At 47.1% G+C, this 23,639-nt stretch carries 19 protein-coding genes and 9 tRNA genes; 8 read left to right on the plus strand and 20 right to left on the minus strand.

The window, feature by feature from the left end:
• Positions 1-3: 3 nt before the first annotated feature.
• Genes CWB98_RS19475 through CWB98_RS19485 form a run of 3 tightly spaced genes read left to right on the plus strand, consistent with a single transcriptional unit; the run spans position 4 to position 3,786 of the window.
• Positions 4-1,335, plus strand: a complete 1,332-nt coding sequence (locus CWB98_RS19475) for a sigma-54-dependent transcriptional regulator (protein WP_138546357.1) — start codon at positions 4-6, stop codon at positions 1,333-1,335.
• Positions 1,332-2,666, plus strand: coding sequence for a sensor histidine kinase (locus tag CWB98_RS19480; RefSeq protein ID WP_138546358.1), 1,335 nt, complete (start codon positions 1,332-1,334; stop codon positions 2,664-2,666). The genes CWB98_RS19475 and CWB98_RS19480 overlap by 4 nt, the downstream gene beginning before the upstream one ends.
• A 22-nt stretch (positions 2,667-2,688) precedes the next feature.
• Positions 2,689-3,786, plus strand: a complete 1,098-nt coding sequence (locus CWB98_RS19485) for a hypothetical protein (protein WP_138546359.1) — start codon at positions 2,689-2,691, stop codon at positions 3,784-3,786.
• Positions 3,787-3,811: 25 nt separating this feature from the next.
• On the opposite strand, the gene CWB98_RS19490 is transcribed toward CWB98_RS19485, so the two are convergent.
• The 11 genes from CWB98_RS19490 to CWB98_RS19540 form a co-directional block, all read right to left on the minus strand.
• Positions 3,812-3,885 (minus strand) — tRNA-Cys (locus tag CWB98_RS19490).
• A gap of 33 nt (positions 3,886-3,918) precedes the next feature.
• Positions 3,919-3,994 (minus strand) — tRNA-Gly (locus tag CWB98_RS19495).
• Positions 3,995-4,180: 186 nt separating this feature from the next.
• A tRNA-Leu gene (locus tag CWB98_RS19500) sits at positions 4,181-4,267 on the minus strand.
• 32 nt (positions 4,268-4,299) lie between these two features.
• Positions 4,300-4,375, minus strand: a tRNA-Gly gene (locus CWB98_RS19505).
• A 125-nt stretch (positions 4,376-4,500) separates the two neighbouring features.
• Positions 4,501-4,587, minus strand: a tRNA-Leu gene (locus CWB98_RS19510).
• Between the two features lie 37 nt (positions 4,588-4,624).
• Positions 4,625-4,698: transfer RNA gene (locus tag CWB98_RS19515), tRNA-Cys, on the minus strand.
• Between the two features lie 33 nt (positions 4,699-4,731).
• A tRNA-Gly gene (locus tag CWB98_RS19520) sits at positions 4,732-4,807 on the minus strand.
• A gap of 214 nt (positions 4,808-5,021) precedes the next feature.
• On the minus strand, positions 5,022-5,567 hold the full coding sequence (pgsA, locus tag CWB98_RS19525) for a CDP-diacylglycerol--glycerol-3-phosphate 3-phosphatidyltransferase (RefSeq protein WP_138546360.1): 546 nt from the start codon (positions 5,565-5,567) through the stop codon (positions 5,022-5,024).
• A 43-nt stretch (positions 5,568-5,610) separates the two neighbouring features.
• Positions 5,611-7,434 carry an excinuclease ABC subunit UvrC gene (gene uvrC, locus CWB98_RS19530; RefSeq protein ID WP_138546361.1) on the minus strand — a complete coding sequence of 608 codons (1,824 nt, stop codon included), beginning with the start codon at positions 7,432-7,434 and terminating at the stop codon, positions 5,611-5,613.
• Positions 7,435-7,471: 37 nt separating this feature from the next.
• Positions 7,472-8,122 (minus strand): UvrY/SirA/GacA family response regulator transcription factor, encoded by a 651-nt coding sequence (uvrY, locus tag CWB98_RS19535; protein ID WP_054017072.1) that lies wholly within the window; start codon positions 8,120-8,122, stop codon positions 7,472-7,474.
• 160 nt (positions 8,123-8,282) lie between these two features.
• Complete coding sequence (locus CWB98_RS19540; protein ID WP_138546362.1) at positions 8,283-9,449, minus strand: dicarboxylate/amino acid:cation symporter; 1,167 nt, start codon at positions 9,447-9,449, stop codon at positions 8,283-8,285.
• A gap of 214 nt (positions 9,450-9,663) precedes the next feature.
• Between CWB98_RS19540 and CWB98_RS19545 the strand changes: the two genes are divergently transcribed.
• The 3 genes from CWB98_RS19545 (at position 9,664) to CWB98_RS19555 (ending at position 14,238) form a co-directional block, all read left to right on the plus strand.
• Positions 9,664-11,973: a carbohydrate binding family 9 domain-containing protein gene (locus CWB98_RS19545; protein ID WP_138546363.1), complete on the plus strand. Its 2,310-nt coding sequence runs from the start codon at positions 9,664-9,666 to the stop codon at positions 11,971-11,973.
• 200 nt (positions 11,974-12,173) lie between these two features.
• The gene (gene cysK / locus CWB98_RS19550; RefSeq protein WP_046005763.1) at positions 12,174-13,142 is read left to right on the plus strand and encodes a cysteine synthase A; all 969 of its coding nucleotides are present in this window, start codon (positions 12,174-12,176) and stop codon (positions 13,140-13,142) included.
• Positions 13,143-13,335: 193 nt separating this feature from the next.
• On the plus strand, positions 13,336-14,238 hold the full coding sequence (locus CWB98_RS19555) for a substrate-binding periplasmic protein (RefSeq protein ID WP_432765896.1): 903 nt from the start codon (positions 13,336-13,338) through the stop codon (positions 14,236-14,238).
• A gap of 359 nt (positions 14,239-14,597) precedes the next feature.
• On the opposite strand, the gene queE is transcribed toward CWB98_RS19555, so the two are convergent.
• Positions 14,598-15,263: a 7-carboxy-7-deazaguanine synthase QueE gene (gene queE / locus CWB98_RS19560; protein ID WP_138546364.1), complete on the minus strand. Its 666-nt coding sequence runs from the start codon at positions 15,261-15,263 to the stop codon at positions 14,598-14,600.
• Positions 15,264-15,493: 230 nt separating this feature from the next.
• On the opposite strand from queE, the gene queC reads away from it, so the two are divergent.
• Together queC and CWB98_RS19570 are read left to right on the plus strand one after the other, a co-directional pair.
• Positions 15,494-16,150 carry a 7-cyano-7-deazaguanine synthase QueC gene (queC, locus tag CWB98_RS19565; RefSeq protein WP_138546365.1) on the plus strand — a complete coding sequence of 219 codons (657 nt, stop codon included), beginning with the start codon at positions 15,494-15,496 and terminating at the stop codon, positions 16,148-16,150.
• Positions 16,151-16,273: 123 nt separating this feature from the next.
• Complete coding sequence (locus CWB98_RS19570; RefSeq protein ID WP_138546366.1) at positions 16,274-16,504, plus strand: hypothetical protein; 231 nt, start codon at positions 16,274-16,276, stop codon at positions 16,502-16,504.
• Between the two features lie 54 nt (positions 16,505-16,558).
• Here the strand turns inward: CWB98_RS19570 and CWB98_RS19575 are convergent, their stop codons facing one another.
• From CWB98_RS19575 to folP, 8 genes are all read right to left on the minus strand, one after another.
• Positions 16,559-17,539, minus strand: a complete 981-nt coding sequence (locus CWB98_RS19575) for an ATP-grasp domain-containing protein (protein ID WP_138546367.1) — start codon at positions 17,537-17,539, stop codon at positions 16,559-16,561.
• Positions 17,540-17,671: 132 nt separating this feature from the next.
• Positions 17,672-19,555, minus strand: a complete 1,884-nt coding sequence (locus CWB98_RS19580) for a UvrD-helicase domain-containing protein (RefSeq protein WP_171045704.1) — start codon at positions 19,553-19,555, stop codon at positions 17,672-17,674.
• 217 nt (positions 19,556-19,772) lie between these two features.
• Positions 19,773-19,858 (minus strand) — tRNA-Leu (locus CWB98_RS19585).
• Between the two features lie 82 nt (positions 19,859-19,940).
• Positions 19,941-20,026, minus strand: a tRNA-Leu gene (locus CWB98_RS19590).
• Positions 20,027-20,035: 9 nt separating this feature from the next.
• Positions 20,036-20,383 carry a preprotein translocase subunit SecG gene (gene secG, locus CWB98_RS19595; protein WP_046005771.1) on the minus strand — a complete coding sequence of 116 codons (348 nt, stop codon included), beginning with the start codon at positions 20,381-20,383 and terminating at the stop codon, positions 20,036-20,038.
• Positions 20,384-20,387: 4 nt separating this feature from the next.
• On the minus strand, positions 20,388-21,131 hold the full coding sequence (gene tpiA / locus CWB98_RS19600) for a triose-phosphate isomerase (RefSeq protein WP_138546369.1): 744 nt from the start codon (positions 21,129-21,131) through the stop codon (positions 20,388-20,390).
• 79 nt (positions 21,132-21,210) lie between these two features.
• Positions 21,211-22,551 carry a phosphoglucosamine mutase gene (gene glmM / locus CWB98_RS19605; RefSeq protein WP_138546370.1) on the minus strand — a complete coding sequence of 447 codons (1,341 nt, stop codon included), beginning with the start codon at positions 22,549-22,551 and terminating at the stop codon, positions 21,211-21,213.
• Positions 22,548-23,393 carry a dihydropteroate synthase gene (gene folP, locus CWB98_RS19610; protein WP_138546371.1) on the minus strand — a complete coding sequence of 282 codons (846 nt, stop codon included), beginning with the start codon at positions 23,391-23,393 and terminating at the stop codon, positions 22,548-22,550. The genes glmM and folP overlap by 4 nt, the downstream gene beginning before the upstream one ends.
• Between the last annotated feature and the right edge of the window lie 246 nt (positions 23,394-23,639).

The following is a 23,639-nucleotide window of genomic DNA, read 5'->3' on the forward strand; positions in this document are numbered from 1 at the left end:
GCCATGCAACACAAAATTCTGGTGATTGATGACAACACTGATGTTATCAAAGCGCTTAAAATTCTTTTCTTAATTAATGATATCGACTGCGAAGGTGCGAGTTCGCCAGAACAAGGGCTGGCAATGCTGAAGTCACAGGATTATGATCTGGTGATCCAGGATATGAACTTTACCCAAGATACAACCTCAGGTGAAGAAGGCAAAACCCTGTATCATCAGATCAGGGCACTCAATCCGGATCTTCCTATTATCTTACTAACCGCCTGGGCTCAGCTGGAAATGGCCGTCGAGCTCATTAAACATGGGGCTGCAGATTATATTGCTAAACCCTGGCAAGATGACAAGCTCCTCAGCTCGGTGAACAATCTACTGGAAATGTACCAGCTTCAGCAAGCTCAAACCCGCGGTAAAAAACAGTTCAAAGTCAGACAGGAGCAGCTTCGCCAGGATTACGACCTCTGTGGACTGATCTTCTCCGATCAGGCCATGCTGTCTTTACTTGAAACAGCAACACAAGTGGCACATTCAGATGCCCAGGTTTTAATCACAGGTCCCAATGGGGCTGGCAAGGAAAAAATCGCAGAGCTATTGGTGGCCAACAGCGCCTACCGGGATAAACCTTTTATTCGGGTCAATGCCGGTGCGTTGCCTGCCGAGCTGATTGAAGCGGAACTGTTTGGCGTGGTCAGCGGGGCCTATACGGGCGCAACGAAAAGCCGCGAGGGACGTTTTGCCGCAGCAGATGGTGGGACACTGTTTCTCGATGAAATAGGCAACCTGCCACTAACGGGCCAGCAAAAACTATTGAGAGTACTGCAAACCGGCGAGTTTGAAGCCGTTGGCAGTAGCAAAACGCAAAAAGTCAAAGTCAGGGTGATCAGTGCGACCAACGCGAATCTGAATGAGGCCATCGCCCGTGGAGAATTCAGACAAGATCTCTACTACCGCCTGAATATGATTGAACTGCGGCTGCCTCCCCTCACTGAGCGACCCGACGATATTGTTCCGCTCGCTATGCATTTCCTCAGCAGCCACAAATCGCTGAGTGAAGGCGCGCAACGCTTGTTGAAGCGATATGCCTGGCCCGGTAATGTGCGAGAGCTGCAAAATGTGATAGGACGGGCCGAGCTGCTCGCTGCCGGAGCGCGCATTGAAGCGACGGACCTGGGCCTGAATACCTCAGCGTCTACGCTGGCAAGCCATGAATTTACTATTGAAGATATTACCCAGGCCCTGGATAAACACCAGGGTAATGTAACGCATGCAGCTAAGAGCCTCGGGTTAAGTCGCCAGGCAATGTACCGTCGTATGGACAAATTTGGAATTAAACGATGAACGTGCGCCTGCACTGGTCTTTCACGGGCCAGATCCTGTTCTGTTGCACTTTAGTGCTTGCTTGCGCACTGACGGCGCTGGCGATGGCTTTGCACCATCAAATTCCCGTGATCATTGCCTGCTCTTCAATTCTGCTTATCTCCTTGCTGACTTTGCTCGTACTATTGAACCGTTTAACGGCCCGTCGGCAACGGCTACTGAGCACTTTAGAAGATGGCATAAAGAGTATCCAAGATGGCGACCTGTCATTGCGGATCTCGCCAACATCCGATCCCGAGTTAACCAGCCTGATTGAGCTGTACAACCAGCTTACAACCAACCTGAAGCAACAAAAACAAAAGCTCAATCAAAAAGAGATGGTACTGGATAGCATAGTTCAGGCCTCACCGATGGCGACACTGTTGCTCGATAAACACCGCCACATTGTTTACCACAATGCTGCCGCACGCCAGTTGCTAAACAAACGAGCTGGCGCACTTACTGGCAGCACAATTGAAGCAGCCAGTGACGCTTTACCCGCGGCATTAGCCCAGGCGCTCAGCCAGGGTTACACTGGTATGTTGAGCTTCGAACAACAAGAACAGAAGCACACTTATTATCTTGGTATAGAACAGGTTACTTTAAACTATCAGCCCCATACGCTGGTGATCTGTAAAAACGTCTCGGCAGAGCAAAATCGTGAAGAGATCATGCTGTGGAAAAATGCCATTCGTCTGATAAGCCACGAGCTAAACAATTCTTTGGCCCCCATTCAGTCACTAACCAGCTCGGCACAGACTATGCTGAATCAGCAAAAACACCTGGAGCTGCTGCCAGATATGCTGGACACTATTTCACAGCGAGCGCTTAACCTGAGCGAGTTTATCCAGCGCTATGCAGAGTATGCACGTTTACCGGCCCCCAGCTGCGCAACGCACGCTGTCGCGCCGCTTCTCGATAGATTGCAGACCTTTTACCCTTTTACACTACTGGGCACAGTTCCCGATTACAGCGGCAACTTCGATCTTGCTCAGGTAGAGCAGGTGCTGCTTAATTTGCTCAAAAATGCCCACGAATCAGGCAGTGATAAAAGCGAGATATCCGTGCAGGTGGTTCGGGATAAAAGCCGGCTTCGCTTTGCCATCGTTGACCGCGGATGTGGGATCCAGCCTGGTAACTTACATCAGGCACTGCAGCCATTTTACTCGACTAAATCTCAGGGTACTGGGCTCGGACTGAGCCTGTGTCATGACATCATCACGGCACACCAGGGCCAGTTGAGACTTCGCAACCGAGAAAAGGGTGGCCTGATGGTAGAATTCGACTTACCTTTGGGACAGAATGGACAGTAACCTACAATCACAAGGATCGACTGTGCACTCACCTTTGCTTTGGGCCCTGCTATCTGGCACCCTAGTTTTCACGGGCTGTAAAACGCTTCCACAGCCACCCGAAAAACACCGGGAGACACATCTGCCCTGCTGGATTCAGTCGCCAAAACAAACCGAACAACTTGGCTTCATTGGTACAGCGGCCCCGTTTAGCGCCATTCCAAATGGGTCTGAGTTGGCCAGTAGGACCCGCGCCCTCAAAAAACTAGCGGCCTACTATGCTATTCAGTTACAACGCAGCGATCTACAAGGTGTGACACCGGATGAGCCCACTCAGGAGTTATCCTCCGGTCATACCGTCTATTACTCTGCGCCCTTTAATACCCAGGATACCCAATACAGCTATGTCAGCTTCACGCCACTTAAAGAAAGTCCCAGCTGTCCTCTACGTCACTGTGACTTTTCGCTGTGCCAGCCTGCCTGGCTATGTGAAAATGAACAGCGCAACCAGGTGCTGGGGGTGAGTTACTACACGGTATCACCCCATCAGCAGATTTCAGTCAGTGAGCGCAACGCCAAAGCAGTAGCAAGCTTTTTGCTGCAGGCCCGGGTGAATGCAACGGAATATCTGCAAGAGCGCGCAATCAATCGCGACGGCACTGTGCAACACGAGGTAAGCTTTAACCGCAACGGTGAAGTAACGGCACAAGGTATGCCTACACGTCTGGCACTGCACCAAAGCTGTCAGTATGGCTCCACGTTCATTGGTCTGTATAAGCCTGATGTGCTTGAGGCTGTGAGTACACCGACAATAAGCGCCATGGCCGACATAAAACGCAGTGGACACTTGGTGTTAGGCGCGTTTGGTGAAGATGGCACTATGACCTCAGATAATCTGCTCAGCACCGCCATCAAGCTTGCGATTCAGGATGCCCTGACAGAGATTGCCAAAAACAAAGGGATCACCGTAGATGCTCAGGTAGAAGTAAAACACCACCAAGGGCAATATCTGCTCACCAGCAGCGAATTTACCATTAATGAAAGTGTCAGCGGTGAGTTAGTAGACCTGAGAATTCAATATAAAAATGATATACCGGTGATTTACGTGTGGTTACTGGAAACGACTGGAAAAAGAATTTAAAAAATGAGGTAACTTAGGAAGGAAATGGAGGCGGAACCCGGAGTCGAACCGAGGTAGACGGATTTGCAATCCGCTGCATGGCCACTCTGCCATTCCGCCACATTGTGTTGATACTTAATGTATCAGAAAGATTGGAGCGAGTAACGAGGTTCGAACTCGTGACCTCAACCTTGGCAAGGTTGCGCTCTACCAGCTGAGCTATACTCGCGTTCCATATGCTTTTTAACTTAGTGGTTAAATATAAGATGCAAGGTTGCGTCTTTCCATTCATCCAGCTGAGCTAAACTCGCGTTCCATATGCTTTTTAACAATAACAGATGTTAACCAGCATTTTATATTCGCTACTCTAACTTAATCTTGCTGTCATATCAAGCGATTAAGCTGTGAGTAACAATGGTGCCCGGGGCCGGACTTGAACCGGCACGCTGTTACCAGCGAGGGATTTTAAATCCCTTGTGTCTACCAATTCCACCACCCGGGCATCGGGTTTGCTAAAGCACCAATTGTTTAAATTGGAGCGAGTAACGAGGTTCGAACTCGTGACCTCAACCTTGGCAAGGTTGCGCTCTACCAGCTGAGCTATACTCGCGTTCCAGGAACTTTCTAACTTTTAGATAAAATGTAAGAAGCAAGGTTGCGTCTTTACATTCATCCAGCTTAGCTATACTTGCGTTCCATAAGCAATTTAACCATTAAGTTAATTACTCTAAACAATGGTGCCCGGGGCCGGACTTGAACCGGCACGCTGTTACCAGCGAGGGATTTTAAATCCCTTGTGTCTACCAATTCCACCACCCGGGCATCGGGCTGCTTTCGCATGTGGAGTTTGTTGAGAAAATGGAGGCGGAACCCGGAGTCGAACCGAGGTAGACGGATTTGCAATCCGCTGCATGGCCACTCTGCCATTCCGCCACACTACTCTGACTAAGTCAGATAAAGAGAAATTGGAGCGAGTAACGAGGTTCGAACTCGTGACCTCAACCTTGGCAAGGTTGCGCTCTACCAGCTGAGCTATACTCGCGTTACTAGAAGTTTAAAATTTCAGTTTTAAACCCTAGTTAAATTCAAAACTTTCAAGATATTGAAGCGTTTTGAACTTCTCTTTTTGTTAGGCTGTTGCCTCTCAACACGGACGCATTCTACAGAAGTTCCGGGAGGCGTCAACATAAAAAATGAAGCTTTTTAATCGTTTGCTTATTTTTTATCTAAAACGCTGTGTATTCAGCCAAAGAATACTAAGATTTAATCAATTCAGTACGGGCAGCATAGAAATACTGCACCATAGAGACCACAGTCAGTAAAGTCGCAATGGCTAACAAGACATAACTTAGCGTTACCATCCAGGGTTCAAACTGCCAGATCAAACCAATGATGGCCAGCATTTGTGCAGCAGTTTTAAACTTACCCATCCAGGAGACCGCAACATGACCGCGCTTGCCCTGCTCTGCCATCCACTCTCTGAGTGCTGAGATGACGATTTCACGACTGATAATGACAATAGTAGCAACAGTCATAAAGGTATTTTGATAATGAGTCGCCAGTACCACAAGTGCCACACTGACCATCACTTTGTCAGCCACGGGATCCAGAAATGCACCAAAGGGGGTTGACTGTTCCAGCTTGCGTGCCAGATAGCCATCAAGAATGTCAGTCACAGATGCCAGCCAGAAAATAAAAGCAGCAGCAAAAAATGCCCATGAGTAAGGCAAATAAAAGATCACTGCGAAAACAGGAATAAGTAACAACCTAAATGTTGTGAGCGTGTTTGGAATGTTCCACATAACTACTAAGAGAGACTCTTTTTTACTATGTTCGCATGAACGCTTAAGCTTTGTCATGCAAATGGTTAAATATCTTTTCAGCCAGCTGAGGGCTGATCCCGGGCACTTGTTTTAGTTGTTGTATATTGGCGGCTTTTACGCCCTGCATTCCTCCAAGGTATTTAAGCAGTGCCTGGCGTCGTTTCAGGCCAACGCCTTCAATTTCTTCCAGAACGGATTGCGTGCGTTGTTTTTGACGCTTACTTCTGTGTCCCGCTATCGCAAAACGGTGAGATTCATCGCGAATATGCTGGATCAAATGCAGAGCAGGCGAATCGCTTTCCAGGTTAATGGTTTTACGCCCACCATCGATCAGTAAAGTTTCTAAGCCTGGCTTACGGCTGGTACCTTTCGCCACACCAATCAACATAGGTAGCTTATCCAGCATCCAGGATTCAAAGAATGACTCTGCTCGTGATAATTGGCCCTTGCCGCCATCAATAAAGATAATGTCTGGCACCTTATCCGGGTCCGTGACCTTGCCATATCGTTTATTTAGTGCAAATGCCATAGCCGCATAATCATCGCCGGGCGTAATTCCCGTAACATTATAACGGCGATATTCGCGATTGTTAGGCCCCTGCCCATCAAACACCACGCATGATGCCACGGTGTTTTCGCCCATGGTATGACTGATATCAAAACACTCCATACGATTGATATCCGACACACCCAACGCCGCCTTTAATTTGGCATACCGTTTATCAATAGAATCCTGCGCATTTTGCTTCACCATAATGCTGTTTAGAGCATTCTTATTAGCGAGCTCCAGGTACTGCGCACGCTCTGCACGCACGTTCACCCTAAGCTGGACCTTACGCTCTGCAACCTGTGTAAGGGCTGCGCCCAGGTCGTCCAGCTCCGCAATGTCAAATGGCAATACAATATCTTTCGCTATCCGACCATGACTGCCAGTCGACACATAATACTGGCCGACAAAACTGGTCAGGATCTCTTCGTGGCCCGAATCTTTCGGTATTTTAGGGAAAAACGTTTTTGATCCCAGCACTTTATGCTCTCGGATCATGAGCATATGAATAGCACACAAACCATTGCGTTGTGCAAAGCCAATTACATCCATTTCCGCAAAGTTACCCGCAACAGATTGCTGCTCTTGCATCTGACGTAACAAGGCAATTTGATCTCGGTATTTAGCCGCAGCCTCAAAATTGAGCGCCATGCTGGCCTGCTCCATCTTATCCACCAAAGTGGCAATAACCTGATGTGATTTGCCGCTCAGAAACTGACGTACCATATCAACTTGCTCAGCGTAGTCTTGATCACTGACTTTCGCCACACACGGCGCGGAGCAGCGTCTCAGTTGATATTGTAAACAAGGTCGGCTTCGCGCTCGATAATAGGCATCCTCACACTGTCTGACAGGGAAAATTTTCTGCATCAAGCGTAAGCTTTCAGACACGGCAGCGCTGCTAGGGAAAGGACCAAAATACTCGCCTTTCTTCTTTCTGGAACCACGATGAAACGCCAATCGAGGGTGGCGGTGATCGGTCAATAAGATGTAAGGGTAAGACTTATCGTCACGCAGCAGGATATTGTACCTGGGTTGGTACTTTTTGATCAGATTGTTCTCAAGCAGCAAGGCCTCGGTCTCAGTATTCGTCAGCGTCACTTCAATATGACGAATATTGCTCACCAATACCCGAGTTTTAGCATCTGGTACATTGCTGCGAAAGTAGCTACTGACCCGCTTTTTAAGGTTTTTTGCCTTACCGACATAGATAACCTGATGATCTTCGTCATACATACGATAAACACCAGGTTCTGTGGTCAGCGTTTTTAGAAACGCCTGACTGTCAAACACTGCCATGGTCGAAAACTGCTTCTAATTTAGAACAACACACTTACTAGTGAGAGCTGTCGATGTCGATCATTTTGTGGCGAATCGCCAGATGGGTTAGTTCAACATCACCACTGACGTGCAACTTTTCAAACATGCGGTAGCGGTAACTGTTTACCGTTTTAGAGCTCAGATTGAGCCGGTCTGCAATGTCCTGCGCTTTTTCACCTTTGGTGATCATCAGCATGATTTGCAACTCACGATCCGACAATGATTGGAACGGGTTTTCATCCACTTTGCCGCTAAACTGAGCCAGTGCTATCTGTTGTGCTATTTCAGGGGCAATATAACGCTGTCCGGCATTTACGGCTCGGATAGCATTGATCATCTCATCAGGCCCAGCACTTTTAGTTAAGTACCCGTGTGCCCCGATCTGCATCACTTTGCTCGGAAACGGATCTTCGCAGTGCACAGTCAAAACAATGACTTTTACATCCGGACAGTATCGACAAATTTTCTTAGTCGCTTCCAGACCGCCAATACCTGGCATATTCATATCCATTAACACGATATCGGGTTCACTCTGACGACAGTAGCTTACTGCCTCTTCACCCGTTTTAGCCTCTCCGACCACTTTAAACCCGCGCACATCATCCAGAATGCGTTTTATACCGGTTCTGACAAGTTCATGATCATCAACTAAAAGTACGTTAATCAACGGGTAACCCTCACACTAGCCTTGGTAATGGCAATAACTGCCAAATGTCATTTATTTAATCGTCTGATTATGCTTTGCAAGAGTAACACAGAAAATTGCAAAGCATAATCAATTCGAGTTTCCATTTCAGGTAAAAACAGTCTTTAGTATTAGAGTTAGACTATGATTTACCATGCAATTTCAGATCCTGCTCAGAGAAACGGTCTACCCATAACGCAATCACACCGTCGCCTGTTACATTACAGGCCGTTCCGAAGCTATCTTGTGCCAGATAGAGCGCGATCATTAGGGCCACAGCACTTTCATCAAAACCCAGCATAGTGCTCAGTAAACCCAAAGCAGACATGACCGCGCCGCCAGGTGCACCGGGTGCTGCAATCATGACAATACCCAGCATAAAGATAAACGGCAGCATTTGTGTCAACGAGGGCAGTGTCATTTCAGGGGACAGCAACATCACGGCCATAGTACAGGTAACAATCGTGATTGTTGACCCTGACAGATGAATGGTCGCACATAAAGGTACAGTGAAGTTTGCAACTTCCTCTTTTACTTTATTAGATTTGCTGGCACGCAGAGAAACAGGAATGGTTGCCGCACTGGACATAGTTCCAATTGCGGTAAAATAAGCTGGCAACATATTTTTAATGAGTTCTACAGGGTTGCGTTTTAGCAATACACCAGAAGTAATGTACAAAAATGCCAGCCACAGCCAGTGCATGGCAACAGCCGCCAGTAATACCACACCAAACGTGCTCAGCGTATCTGCCACTGTACCCGCAACAGCCATTTCAGCAAACACACCTGCAATATAGAAAGGCAGCGCAGGAATGATCACTTTAGCCAGCAGCGCATCAATGACATCACGACCCTGATCAACCACTTGCTTGAGCTGAGTCAGATGAAGCTGGCTAATCCCAATTCCGAATACAAAGGCCGTTGCCAATGCCGTCATAACGCCCATCAGCGGTGGGACTTGAAGCTTAATTAGGCTTTCTACCTCAGTGGCCTCAGCAGCCTGATAAGCAACACTGCCTTCAAACAGGGGCACAGCCAAACTGACTAAGAGTACAGCCAAAGTTCCCGCAATGACCGTCGAGCCGTATGCGAAACCAACTGTTTTGCCTAACAAATGGCCGGATGCCTTTGGCAACCCTGCGATCCCTGATGCGATATAAAACAGAATAATAAGCGGAATAGTAAAAGAAATCAGTTGTCCGATAATCACCTTAACGGTGTAGAGCAATTCGACCAGGAACATTGGCAGATAGAACCCCGCCAGTACACCGGCGAAAATACCAGCGACAAGTTTTAAAATAAGAGACATACAACACGCCTGAGTAAAAAACAGATGCGCCTTTTTACCACGGAATGACAATGCAGGTACATAGTTCTGCGATATGACTTGACTAACTGTTCACAAAATATAAATAAAATACCACTTAACTTGGCCACCTTGCCGTTAAACGCTAAACAATTGTTCACACTCCATCTCTGGTATTTAATGCGCCATCAAAGTTGTGCTATCAAACCCGATAATAATGTTAAATAAAGTTTTAAGCTCACTCTCATTCGTAGCGCCGTGCTTGTGGTTCAGCGCCACCAGCCAAGCTGCCGAACCAAGCATCCCTTATATCAATGCCAGCGTAAACATCGATGGAAAAATAGATGAATCTGTGTGGCAGCAGGCAAAACATATTGCCATCGACAATGTCACCTGGCCATATGAAAATACAAAAAGCCCGGTATCAACCTCTGTAAGAGTGTTTGAAAATGGCCAGTCCCTGTTTCTTGCCTTCGATGCCAAAGATCCGGAGCCCAGTCAGATCAGGGCGTTCTTCCGCGACCGAGACCGCAACTGGAACGACGACCTGGTTGGGATAAAGATCGACTCCTTTAATACTGGCCGCAGTGCTTATCAGTTTTTTATCAACCCACTCGGTGTACAGCAGGATTCAATAGAGAACGTTTTAAGTGGCAGCGAGGACGATTCCTGGAATGGCATTTGGGACTCTGCCGGGCAAATCAATGAGTCTGGGTATGTAGTTGAAGTAGAAATCCCCTTACGTGTACTCAATTTTGATGACAGCCTTGATACCAAAACCATGGCCATGGAGTTTTTACGCTTCTACCCACGCAGTGAGCGACTGAGAATTTCCAGCATGCAAATTGCCCATGAAAATCAGTGCTGGGTGTGCCAGATGCCCGCTTACACCGGTTTTTCCGATGCCAAGCAAAGCAGTAACCTTGCGGTTATCCCCTCAATGGTAATCAGTCGCCAGCAAACCAGAGATATTGACGGCAGTACTATCCCGGACTGGGAGAGCGACACTAACTATGAGCCGGGTCTGGACGTTAAGTGGGCCATTACACCGGATACCACCTTAAACGCCACGTTGAATCCGGACTTTTCTCAGGTAGAAGCCGACAATGGCCAGCTTAGTGTTAACAACAGTTTTAGTTTATTCTTCCCGGAAAAACGGGCATTCTTCCTTGATAACGCGGACTATTTTTCTTCCCATATCAACCTTTTGCACACCCGTAACATTGCAGCCCCAGACTATGGCGCAAAGTTGACAGGGAGCAAGCAGGGCCATACCTATGCTGCCTTTGTGACCAACGATGAGTTTACCAATGTCATGGTGCCAGGCAATCTGGGGTCAAACGTGGTCTCGTTGGAGCAAAAAAGTGAAAATGCGGCACTGCGTTATCGATTCGATGCTGATGAAACTTTATCTGTCGGTGCTTTAACAACAACCCGACAAAGCAACGACTACCGAAATCAGGTGTTCAGCCTGGATGGCAAATACGAGCCCACCGCAAATGATACTTTTAAAGCACAGATCCTGACCTCAAAAACGGACTACGACCCGGCTATGGTGAAAGAGCTGTGTGATGACGAAACCCTGGATGACTGTGAGATAGATGAAAGTGTGCTGCGCACTCAGCTACAGGATGATAATCAGGGCCTGGGCTATATGCTCGACTACAGCCATAATCAGAAGCACTGGAAAGCCTTTGCAAGTTATCGCAATTACGATGCTGCACTAAGGGCCGACATGGGGTTCTTATCACAAGTCGATTTCAATAAGCTCATCACCGGCTTTGAATATCGCTGGTATGGCGATGACCAGACCTGGTGGAATCGCACTCGCTGGTATACCGACTGGGATATCAGTCACAATGAAAATGGCGAGCTGCTGGAAAAAGAGGTTCAAAGTAACATCGCCATCAGCGGTCCGCTGCAGAGCACCATTGATTTTGGTGTCGACCATCGCAAGCGAACCGGCCTGCGTCATGACGAAACCAGCCTGGCCATAGATGGAAATACCGATCTGTTCACAGAAAATACCCAATGGATTTATTTGGAGAGTAAGCCTGCTCCGGGCGTGTTCAGTGGAGTAACGCTGCGCAGAGGCAACCGCGTCGATTTAGCCAACAATCGCATGGCTGATGAACGTTACGTCCGCCCTATGCTGGACTTTTATCTGGGCCAGCATTTTGAGGTACGCCTGCGTCACACCTATCAGAAGCTCACCGCAGATGGCATGGATGTATTTACCGCTAACCTCAGTGATGTACGCTTTACCTATCAGTTTAACATCAATAGTTACCTGAGACTGGCGTTCATTAAAACGGACATTCGCCGCAATCAAGCCAATTATATCGACGATGTGGACAGCCAGTACAAGCGCCTCAGCACACAGCTACTCTACGCCTATAAGCTTAACCCACAAACGGTGTTTTTCGCCGGATACTCGGATAACGGCTATCAAGATGATGACTTGACCAAAATCAGCAAAGATAATAAGACATTTTTTGCTAAGTTTAGTTACGCTTGGTTGATGTAAGGCGCTCTCATTAGCCCAGTCAGAGGCACTGAGACTGGCTGGGTTTATATTGCTCTTTTATTATACATATTTATTTTTTTATTCCATCAAAGCATAAGCCTTTTTAATATATGTTATAGCCATTCTTTCCTTTTGTTTTGCTACAAGCCCAGTAAAGTGTGACTAGTATTAAATATCCTTAGCTCATTCAAGGGAAAATTATGTCAAACGTTTTTGCAGATAACAGCCTGTCTATTGGCAACACCCCAATTGTTAAACTTAACCGCGTCACCGGAGGCAACGTCTTTGCCAAGATCGAATCTCGTAACCCGAGCTTCAGCGTAAAGTGCCGCATCGGTGCCTCTATGATTTGGGAAGCCGAGAAAGCCGGTTTGCTAAGCGAAGGCAAAGAGCTGATCGAGCCAACTTCTGGTAACACAGGTATTGCACTGGCTTTCGTTGCAGCATCCCGAGGTTACAAGCTAACCTTGACTATGCCAAACACCATGAGTCTTGAGCGTCGTAAGTTACTAAAAGCGCTTGGTGCAAACCTGGTGCTAACTGAAGGTGCTAAAGGTATGAAAGGCGCCATCGAGAAAGCTAATGAAATACTGGCTGGCGACCCTGAAAAATACGTACTACTACAACAGTTCGAGAATCCGGCTAACCCGAAAATCCATGAAGAGACCACAGGTCCTGAAATTTTCGAAGCGATGGACGGTGCAATCGATTACTTCGTAGCCGGTGTTGGTACAGGTGGCACAATTTCTGGTGTAACCCGTTACCTGAAGAAAGAGAAAGGCCTGGATGTTAAATCAATTGCTGTAGAGCCGGTTGATTCAGCCGTTATTTCTCAAGCTCTGGCCGGTGAAGAATTGAAGCCTGGCCCGCACAAAATTCAGGGCATCGGCGCAGGTTTTATTCCTGGCAACCTGGATCTTGAGCTGCTTGATGGCACAGAGCAAGTATCAAACGAAGATGCAATCGCAATGGCGCATCAGCTAATGAAAGACGAAGGTATCTTAGTTGGTATTTCTTCTGGTGCTGCTGTTGTTGCTGCAAAACGCCTGGCAGAAAAGCCAGAAAACGCAGATAAAAACATTGTAGTTATTCTACCAAGTGCAACAGAGCGCTACTTATCTAGCCCGCTATTTGCCGATGAGTTTTCTGAGCAGGAGTTAGTACAGTAACCTGGTTACGCCAGCTCTTATTAGACTAATTGTTTAGAACAAGGCCAGCAAAATGCTGGCCTTGTTGTCTTCTTCCCTTCCTTTTAGCGTGATACTGTCTAGACTTAATAGATAATCGATGTGCTCTTAAAGCAAAGTCATCGTTTTATTTTTAAACGCTTTTATCTTAAGATCGCGCACCTGGAAACACGTTATGAACACACTTATCAGGCTACTATTACTGTTGCTGTGCACTATGTCTCTGACCGCCTTTGCAAGCCTGAATGTTGGCTACTTTAAGCAGGGCAAGTACATCATGGTGCAGGGTGAGCAATATCGTAATGGCTATTTGTATAACAAAAGTGGTGACAAGCCGCTACTACATTTGGTAACGCTCGACTGGCCGCCTTATATCGGCGACCAGCTATGCAATAAAGGTTGGGTATTTCAATTTACCATCTCCCTACTGGCTGATCAGGATTATCCGGTTTATGTCGAGTTCCTGCCCTGGGCGAGAGCGGTCAAAGCTGTTGAGTCTGGTCGCGCAGATATTCTCTTCCCCGAGTACTTTATCGAAGACGCATCCCCTTCTGATAACTATCAGGGTAAAACACGTCGTGAACTACTGGCACTGTCTAACGCTTACCCAGGTGGTGAAATTGCTTTATTAAAACGTCGCGGTGAGTCAGATAGTTTTGAAGGCAATCTCAGTGCGCTGAAAGGCGCCACCATAGGAGTTGTACGCGGTTATCAAAACACCCCTGAATTTGACGCTATGATGGACAACAATGAGTTTGTGATTGTGGAGGCCGTCGATGATCTGCAACTGGTAAAATTGTTGGTTGGCAAGCGTGTTGACCTGATTATTGGTGACCCTAAAGTGCTGCGTTTTACTGTGAGTTACTCAGATCTGGCCAAGTCCGAAAAGGTCACTTTGCTCAGAGGTCTTGAAAATGTTGAACCCGCCTTACGCTATAACAACCTCTATTTTGCACTCAGTAAAGCCAAGCCTAACTGGAGAGGCGTGCTCAATGACATCAATAAAGGCCTGTATCTGTTCAAAAATAGCGGCGAAACCGAGCGGATTATTGAAATGGGTAGTTCTGAGTGCTACTGAGTGATCTGTACGGTCACACTCAACGGTGCAAGGGCCCTGTGTCAACGAGTATAAATGGAGATGCAATAGTGCTCCCAGCGACATTAAACAGCCGTCAAGGACCCGTCTAGGCTTAAACCACACAACACTGGGCAATACACTGTATTAAACTATGATGATTAAGCGGGGAACCTGCTTTCTTTCCAGCTGACGCTATACTCAACATGGTTACCATACAGCGGCTAAGGACCGGACGACGCGCCCTTGATTGAACGCCGCAGCTGGCCAATATCAGACTCACATGCACAGCCCCCAATAACATGCTCACTCGCACTGAAAATATGGCTGAAAATAAAACGGCTGCAAAGGCCAGAGTCTGATTAGCTTATACCAATATATTTATGTACCTGCACTGATAAACGCCAATTTTTTTGTTTACAAGTGTCGATAGCCAGCTTGGTTGCCTTCGCCTTTTGGCTGATCGGTTGCAGATACACCAACTTGGGATTCACACCGGTTTTTTCAAATAATGCTTCCAACTCTTCGATGTGCTTTTCCATTGCCACAGGGTGTTTAATTTCATCGGCTCTGCGCATGGCACTTGCCAGCACTTCATACCCACCACGCATATTAATTTTAGGTGAAACGGTGACCCAGGTTTCATCTGGTACCAGGATCTCAAATGTTCCACTGGTTTCAACCTGTGTGTCGTACCCCTCAGCGTGAAGCTTGTCACAAAGCGGGTTTAAGTCATACATACAAGGCTCACCACCTGTTATAACCACATGTTTGGCTGTGTAACCCCGCTCTTTAAACAAAGACAATAGTTGCTCTGGCGTCGCATTTGCCCAGTAGTCTGAATCAGCTTTTTTCTCCACCGTTTGTTCCAAACTGACAAGATAAACCGGATCCACTTCCCAGGTCTGCTTGGTATCACACCAGGCACACCCAACAGGGCACCCCTGTAAACGCACGAAAATAGAAGGCACGCCAGTGTGGCTTGCTTCACCCTGGATGGTTTCAAACACTTCATTAATCTTGTACAAAACAGCTCCGAACTCACTTTACTTCCCGGACCCAGCCCGGATATGTGGCAATTATCTAACGTTTACAATTCGCATTGACTACAGCAACTGCACTGAAAAACTGGCATTATCTGACCCGTCGGATTGTCATTTTTTCAGCGGCCGTGTAGTATATCGCGCCCTGACACAAACCTCTATTAAAATCGAGGTCAATGTCGGTGAGTATTCGAGCACATAAACGAGGCAAACCAATGAGCGAAAAAGTCGTTGTTATTTATTCCGGTGGTATGGATTCATATACGGTCCTGAACAAGGCACTCAAGTCAGGCTATGAGGTCTATGCGCTGTCTTTTAACTATGGTCAGCGCCATGTAAAAGAGCTCGAAGTTGCCCGACAAGCCTGTGATGAACTTGGTGTAGCACATAAAATTGTCGATATCTCCGCTATTAACCAGTTGATCGGAGGCTCTTCTTTGACCGACGATATCGAAGTGCCTGAAGGCCACTATGAAGAAGAAAGCATGAAAAGCACAGTTGTGCCAAACCGCAATATGATTTTACTGTCTCTTGCGGTGGGTTACGCCGTTTCTCTCAAAGCTAGCAAGGTCTTTTATGGTGCCCACTCAGGCGATCACGCGATTTATCCGGATTGTCGCCCTGAGTTTGTTAAGAAAATGGATGATGTTTGTCGTATCGCAAACTACGAAGAAATCGAGATTGTTTGCCCTTACCTTAACAACAGCAAGATTGAAATCCTCACAGACGGTCTGAAAATGGGGCTGGACTACAGTAAAACCTGGACCTGTTATAACGGCCGTGAAAAAGCATGTGGCAAGTGTGGTGCATGCCAGGAACGTCTCGAAGCCTTTAAATTAAACCAGGCCAGTGATCCTTTACCATACGAATAACCCCCCCGTGGGCGAATAAGTCGCCCACATTCTCAATCACATCTTGAAACAGATACACCACAGATCTCTGCTGAATAATTTGCTACGATTGGAGTACCAAAATTTATAAATGGAGTGATAAATATGCCCGGTACTACAATGGTTTTTTTAATTGTTTTAATTGCAGTAGGGTTTGGTACCGTTCGGGAAATCTATGCTAAACGCCTGGAAATGAAAAAGCTTGACGGAATGAACCAGTCCGAGAAACAGGCCATGCAAGAAGAAATCAAACACCTTAAGTCACGGGTTGCCACGCTGGAACAGATCATCACCGACGACGGTTACCAAGTTGCCAAAGAAATCAACAAATTGTGATATCAGACGAGACTTACCAGCTGATATCACAATTGACCTAATTCGCGGTAAAGATTAAGCGGTGGTAGCAGCTGCAGAGTCTACTTTAGCAGCAGACTTTTTGGTCTCTGAAGGCTTCGACTTTTTCTTATCAAAAATCCCTAATCGAATGCGGATAAAGTGCAGAATTTCACGCGCAACATCCACATCAACAGCTGCTTCAAGCCCCTCAAAGCCCGGGCTTGAATTAGCCTCACAGATCTTAAAATGCTCCTCATCGAACAATAGATCAATCCCCGCCATATCCAGGTTCAGGATGTTTGCCGTTTGGGTGGCCAGCCATTCGATTTCAGGGGTGATCGGGTGAGATAACCCTTTTGCACCAGCGCTGACATTGGCCTTGAAATTTGCGCCACCCGAGTTTCTCTCCATACAAGCTACCACACGTCCACCAATAGTCAGTACACGCAGATCGCGACCATGACTCGATTTAATGAATTTCTGCAAAATGATATTGGCTTTCGGGCTGGTCGCTTCAATGAGCTGCATTAAATCATCGAACTCACTGCGCGTTTTCGACAGGAAAACCCCACTGCCTTGCGATCCGGACAGAGTTTTAACAACGACGGGAAATCCGATCTGCTTTTCAACCAGATCAATGTTAACCGGGAACTTCACCAGCATTGTTTTTGGTGTAGGCAAATTCTGCTGCGCCAGTATCTGTTGTGCGAACAACTTGTCTTTTACTGTTTCCGTGGCCTCGGAACTGTTAAAGCAATGCACACCAAGGCGCTCAAGGTGGCGAATGATTGCCAGTGCAAAGTAGGTGGTTCCGGCCCCCATACGCGGGAGTACAAAGTCTGGCAGTGAAACCGGCTCGCCATCGATTAATACGCTCTGGTCATCTTCTCGAGACACAAGCAAGTCAAACTGATCGGGTGAATAAACCTGCAGATCAATATTCTCTTCCTGAGCGACCTCTAGCAGTCGTTTTATCTCGTAAGTTTCAGGTTTTAAAAGGGTTGCTGAGTCTTTGTATATGATCCATCCACGCATCTGTGTTTCTCATCTGTCGATTGCGTTAAAACGCGGATTATGATGAGCGAGCCTGACGAAGTACAACAAAATTATTTTGTCGTCAGGATGAATTATTCGTAACTAACCAAAGCCCAAAGAACCTCGCAATAACTAATCCTTTATCAGCGCCAAGACTTCCTCGATAAAGGGACTCGGATCCTCAGGCACTAATAGGCAAGTTTGTAATCTGGCGCGTGTCAAAGCAACGTAGAACAAGCGACGTTCCTCTGCATCCGGGTAAGGTTCAGGCTCAGGCAGAAGCGCTTCTGTGATAGCCGCATTGTGTGCTTTGGCAGGCACACTGCCATCATGCAAACCGAGTAGAATACTGAAGTCCGCTTCCTTTCCCTTGGCACCGTGAAACGTCAGCGCAGTTACCCGGGCTCTGGGGCAACGCTGAGCGAGGCTCGCAATCACCTCAGAGGATGGCAAAAACTTATGATTACGTGCCAGTATAAGCACGTTACACGGTTCTGCGGTCAGGCTTAAAAAGGCTTCTATTGTCGTACTGAGCGCGTCATTTCCATCCGGGCGCGCTACCAGCGCTGGACATGTCGCCACATTACTGGCATTAACCCTTTTGACTAATTGGTTGGGGTTTTGACAAACAAATTCACTGGCAATATCCAGCAACTGTTGGGGATAACGAAAAGTCATGTCCAGCTGTTGGATAGTGGCCTGCCCAAAGTGATCAGCAAAGTGAGTGGTCATCGACAGATCCCCTCCACTGAAGCGATAGATCGCCTGCCAATCGTCCCCCACAGCAAACAAAGCATTTTTGTCGTTTTGTGCAAGCAAGGCTTTGATGAGCATAGCTCTAAGGGGAGATATATCCTGGAATTCATCAACCAATACATAATGCCAGGGGCTACAAAACTGACCGCTGCGCACATAATCGATCGCGCGCGTTACCATATCGTCAAAGTCGATACACTGCTCTTTTTGCAAATAAAGCTGATAGTCCGCCAGTACGGGCCTGAAACAGGCTGTCCAGAGCGCAAATTCATAACTCAATGTCTGTGCTTTACCCAAAAACAAAGCCTGCTTATAAAAGCTAAGCGCTTCAGAAAACTGTTTAATGAGTTTTTTTGCAGCTCGACTATCCAAATCGGGCTTCTGAGTTTTTTGCGGAGCAGAAAACTCGTTTTTTAGTAGATCTATTAAGTCCCTTTGATACTGAGGGTCCTGGCATAAAGATGCCAAAGTATCGGCAATAAACCGCTCTCTCGCACCCTCATTCAAACACAATGCAGACAGTTTCGGTTTATGCCCCTCAACTTGTGCAATAATCCCTAACCCAAGGCTATGAAAAGTGGCGCATTCTACCGCTACCTTGCTATCTTTGAGCCTTTGTTGCATCTCATCAGCGGCTTCTTTTCCGTAGGCTAACATCAATACTTGCTCAGCCTGAGCCTGCTCTGAATAAAGCAGATAGGCCGCTTTTGCCACCATCACACTGGTTTTCCCAGTGCCGGCTCCGGCTAACAGTAGCTGGCGTTCATCCTGGACAACACATGCACGACGCTGAGACTGCGTCATCGGGTGGCCACACACAGTGTCAAAGAAGGCTTCATAGCGAGATAACTGTGCCTGTACAAACGCCTCTCTGAATTGAGCGAGATCTTCTTCTTGCCAACTATGCAGCTCACTGACGGTACACTGAGCTTGTACAAGTACCTTGCTCATCTGAGCTTGGCTTTTCCAGCCACTCCAGCGCTTTGCTAATTCGGCAATCACAAGGCGGATTGCCGCCCAGTGACGCACGGAGAGGTAACGATGTTGCAGGAGCTGTTCTATTGTCCTGACCGACGAAAGCAGGCGTGCTTTATGGGTATTTATCCAGAATCGCTCGAGATGATGTTGCAACTGCGGGTGTGAACGTCCTCGTAGACGAAGTTTTAAGACTGTATCCTGTTGATAACACTCAATACGGGCCCCAAGCCAGTCTGTTACGAGTAAAGGAGGGCGAGACTGTTCAGCCCAGCTAAGTAACACAGTGTCGCCTGAGCGCTGAACGCTTATCCCCTGCGGTCCCACCTCAACGGATTTGGTGCTATGAAATACTCTTGAAATAAAATGAGCAGGAAAAAGCATAAAGAAATATACAGGCCAGTTTCTTTTAGTGTAACTCAATGTAGCGGCAATAGTGCAGCTAAGTGATTTAAATTTGGAAACTTTTGGGAAGTGATTATTTAGATGTAGGACAACCGATTGGTGCGAATGGGGGGACTTGAACCCCCACGAGCTATGCTCACCACCCCCTCAAGATGGCGTGTCTACCAATTCCACCACATTCGCAATTCGGTGTAATGCATCTGTACATGAAGTACAAGGATTCTCATTTTAACGAGAGAGACAGTGCATCTCTGGCTCTAAAGTTTGGTGCGAACGGGGGGACTTGAACCCCCACGAGCTATGCTCACCACCCCCTCAAGATGGCGTGTCTACCAATTCCACCACGTTCGCTGAGAAATTTTAGTTTGGTACGTCCGAGTTATTCTGAGACTCTTCTGAAGCGGGTACATCTTCGCTAGCAGGTGCGACTGTTGCCGCTGGTGCTTCCAGATTTTCCCATTGATCAGCCTGCTTAATTTGGCTTGCTGTCATGCTCCCCAAGACAATACTTAGTACAAAGAATACTGTTGCAAGTATTGTTGTTGTCTTAGTCATAAAGTTACCAGCACCTGATGACCCGAACACGGTTGCCGATGCGCCAGCGCCGAATGAAGAGCCCATATCTGCGCCTTTACCTTGCTGGATCAAGATCATGCCGATCAATGACAGCGAGACAACCAAATAAATAACCAAAAGAATCTCGTACATTTACTTATCCCTTTGCACTTTCGCAGATAGCCTTGAAGCTTTGAGGTTTGAGACTTGCTCCGCCTATTAGGCCACCATCAATATCTGCTTGTGCGAATAATAATTCACTGTTACTTTCATTAACACTGCCGCCATAAAGAATGCGTAGCGCCTCTGCAACCTGTTCATCATAACTGCGTAACAAGTCGCGAATATACTTATGTGTTTCCTGAGCTTGTTCTGGTGTGGCTGTTAAACCGGTACCTATAGCCCAGACTGGCTCGTATGCTACCACAGAATTAACCAGTGATGCTATGCCTAATTTTTCAATTACAGACTCAAGCTGTTGTTTAACAACTTCTTCTGTCTTGCCTTCTGTTCTCTGCTCTTGGGTTTCACCAATACACAGAATAGGTGTCAGGCCGCTCTTTTGCGCTTGAGCAAATTTGTTAGCGATGTCTTCATTTGACTCACCATAAATGCTGCGCCTTTCTGAATGGCCAACCAAGGTATAGTTTGCTCCCAGAGATTTGACTAGGGAAGCTTGTATTTCACCCGTGTAGGCACCAGCATCGAATTCTGACACAGTTTGTGTGCCGCACTCTAAGCCCGCTGAGATTGCTTCAGAAAGCAGAACTGCCGGAGGGAAAATTAATACCTCACGTTGTTCGCCTGTGACTTGCGCATTCACCGCTGCAATTTCTTTTACCAGCTCTGGCGAGCCGTTCATTTTCCAGTTGCCAGCGACGATTGGCTTTCTCTGTCCCATGTATTACTCCGTGTCAGAAAGCGGGTGAGATACTAACGTCACTCACCCTAAGTTACAAGAAAAAATTGTGGTTTTTTGTTTAGTTGCTCACAGATTCAACGACTTGAGCAATTTTGGTCGCAAAGTCAATAACTTGCTTTTCTTGTTCTGCCTCGACCATGACGCGGACAACCGGCTCTGTACCCGATTTCCTCAGTAACACGCGACCCTTATCGCCCAGGTCGGATTCAACGTCTCTTACCGCTTGCTGCACAGCTTCTGCTGAGACAGGGTCGGTGCCTTTGGCATACCGTACGTTGATCATTTTCATTGGGTATTTTACAAACCCGGCTCCCAAGTCTTTGAGCGTCTGATTTTGCGCAACCATTGCAGCTAGTACCTGAAGACTCGACACGATACCATCCCCAGTAGGAATAAGATCGAGATTGAGTACGTGACCAGAGCTCTCACCACCGATTGTCCAGCCGTGCTCCTGAAGCTTGCTTAGTACATAGCGGTCACCAACTTTACTGCGCTCAAAGGGGATCCCTTTCTCTTTAAGGGCATTTTCTAGACCCATATTAGACATCACAGTGCCCACCACACCGCCTTTCAATTGTCCACTTCGCTGTGCCTGGGCTGCAATGATATAAACAATGTCATCGCCATCAAATACACGGCCATTATGATCTACCATCATAACGCGGTCACCATCGCCATCATAGGCGATTCCGACGTCGGCTTGGTGCTCCAATACATGGCGTTTTAGTGCATCAACATGCGTTGCACCGCACTTTTCGTTGATGTTCACACCATTTGGTTCACAAGCCGTGCAAATAACCTCTGCCCCCAGTTCACGCATTACAGCTGGAGCGATGTGGTAAGTGGCACCATTGGCACAGTCCAAGACAATCTTGAGCCCCTCTAGAGACAACTCATTAGGGAATTGTCCTTTACAGAATTCAATGTAGCGGCCATCAGCGTTTTCGAGACGTCTTGCTTTACCCAGCTTATCTGAAGCGACACAAGTCATCGGCTCGTCAAGCATGGCTTCGATTTCCAGCTCAACCTCGTCCGGAAGTTTCTTCCCATCACCACCGAAAAATTTAATACCATTGTCGTGATAAGGGTTATGAGATGCACTAATCACAATCCCAGCTTCAGCACGAAAAGTCTGTGATAAATAGGCTACGGCAGGTGTTGGCATAGGGCCCAGCAAAACGACGTTGATACCCGCAGCAATTAGACCAGCTTCCAGAGAAGTTTCTAATAAATATCCAGAAATACGCGTGTCTTTTCCTATGATCACTTTTTTAGTGCCAGACTTGGACAATACTTTACCGGCTGCCCAGCCTAATTTTAGTGCAAATTCAGGTGTGATTGGAAACTCTCCAACCAAACCTCGTACACCGTCGGTACCGAAATATTTTCTTGTTGTCATTCATTTACTCCATGCGTTGCTGCGCGCCAAACCCGCAGCACATCATTGGTTTCTTTTACATCATGAACACGTATGATCTGCGCCCCCTGTTGAGCACACAACAGTGCTCCACTGAGGCTTGCAGCCAGGCGCTCATCTGTATCCCGATTAAGTAGTTTGCCAAACATAGATTTCCGAGATAGTCCGGCCAGAACAGGAAGTTCTAGTTCAGCAAAATATGATAACTGCCCCAACAGCGAAAAGTTGTGCTCCAGCGTTTTCCCAAAACCAAAGCCTGGATCAATAATAAGACGATCACGTGCTACACCAGCGTCAACACAGCTAGCAATACGTGACTCAAAAAAATCGCGAATATCCGTAAACAGATCCTGATAGGTTGGGTCGATTTGCATTGTCCTGGGTTGACCCTGCATATGCATCAGACAAACAGCAACATTGTCATATCGAGCTGCAATCTCAAGTGCACCAGGCGCTTGTAAAGCTCTGACATCGTTGATGATGTCTGCACCAGCGTCTATCGCTGCGGCCATCACCTCAGCTTTACTGGTATCAATTGAAATAGCGCAATCGGACTGCGTACGAAGGCCTTCGATCACTGGGATAACCCGATCAAGCTCCTCCTCTAACGACACATCAGGCGCGCCCGGTCGTGTTGACTCACCACCAATATCCAGAATATCAGCGCCCTGCTCTAATAAGGTTAGGCCATGATTGACAGCGCTGTCAGATTGAGAATACTTGCCACCATCTGAGAATGAATCAGGAGTTACGTTGACTATCCCCATTATCCGGGGCATCGTAAGATCGAGTCTACGACCACGAGGAAGTTTAAGCTGAAGCATAATTCGCCTGTTGAAATGCCTGTATATAAGCATATTTTTAAAAAAACTGCCACATCAAGATAGTGAGCACTCGCGTTGGAGAGCCTAACTGACTTCATCTGAATGGCCGCTTACTCATACCAATACACCTATTGTGATTACTCATAATACAGCCTGAAGGTACCAGCGGTGTACTAAGGTGTCCTCTAAAGCACTCAGCTTGCTTACGTGCGAGTTGGTATAAACTTGTTTTCTTAAAATATAAAA

It is taken from the genome of Pseudoalteromonas rubra (genome assembly GCF_005887115.1).
Classification (GTDB): Bacteria; Pseudomonadota; Gammaproteobacteria; order Enterobacterales; family Alteromonadaceae; genus Pseudoalteromonas; species Pseudoalteromonas rubra_F.

Bases quoted from the DNA above. Each gene is read 5' to 3' on its own strand.
- CWB98_RS19475 (WP_138546357.1), top strand. From the start codon at position 4: ATGCAACACAAAATTCTGGTGATTGATGACAACACTGATGTTATCAAA.
- CWB98_RS19480 (WP_138546358.1), top strand. From the start codon at position 1,332: ATGAACGTGCGCCTGCACTGGTCTTTCACGGGCCAGATCCTGTTCTGT.
- pgsA (WP_138546360.1), bottom strand. From the start codon at position 5,567: ATGTGGAACATTCCAAACACGCTCACAACATTTAGGTTGTTACTTATT.
- uvrC (WP_138546361.1), bottom strand. From the start codon at position 7,434: ATGGCAGTGTTTGACAGTCAGGCGTTTCTAAAAACGCTGACCACAGAA.
- CWB98_RS19540 (WP_138546362.1), bottom strand. From the start codon at position 9,449: ATGTCTCTTATTTTAAAACTTGTCGCTGGTATTTTCGCCGGTGTACTG.
- CWB98_RS19545 (WP_138546363.1), top strand. From the start codon at position 9,664: ATGTTAAATAAAGTTTTAAGCTCACTCTCATTCGTAGCGCCGTGCTTG.
- cysK (WP_046005763.1), top strand. From the start codon at position 12,174: ATGTCAAACGTTTTTGCAGATAACAGCCTGTCTATTGGCAACACCCCA.
- CWB98_RS19555 (WP_432765896.1), top strand. From the start codon at position 13,336: ATGAACACACTTATCAGGCTACTATTACTGTTGCTGTGCACTATGTCT.
- queC (WP_138546365.1), top strand. From the start codon at position 15,494: ATGAGCGAAAAAGTCGTTGTTATTTATTCCGGTGGTATGGATTCATAT.
- CWB98_RS19570 (WP_138546366.1), top strand. From the start codon at position 16,274: ATGCCCGGTACTACAATGGTTTTTTTAATTGTTTTAATTGCAGTAGGG.
- CWB98_RS19575 (WP_138546367.1), bottom strand. From the start codon at position 17,539: ATGCGTGGATGGATCATATACAAAGACTCAGCAACCCTTTTAAAACCT.
- secG (WP_046005771.1), bottom strand. From the start codon at position 20,383: ATGTACGAGATTCTTTTGGTTATTTATTTGGTTGTCTCGCTGTCATTG.
- tpiA (WP_138546369.1), bottom strand. From the start codon at position 21,131: ATGGGACAGAGAAAGCCAATCGTCGCTGGCAACTGGAAAATGAACGGC.
- glmM (WP_138546370.1), bottom strand. From the start codon at position 22,551: ATGACAACAAGAAAATATTTCGGTACCGACGGTGTACGAGGTTTGGTT.
- folP (WP_138546371.1), bottom strand. From the start codon at position 23,393: ATGCTTCAGCTTAAACTTCCTCGTGGTCGTAGACTCGATCTTACGATG.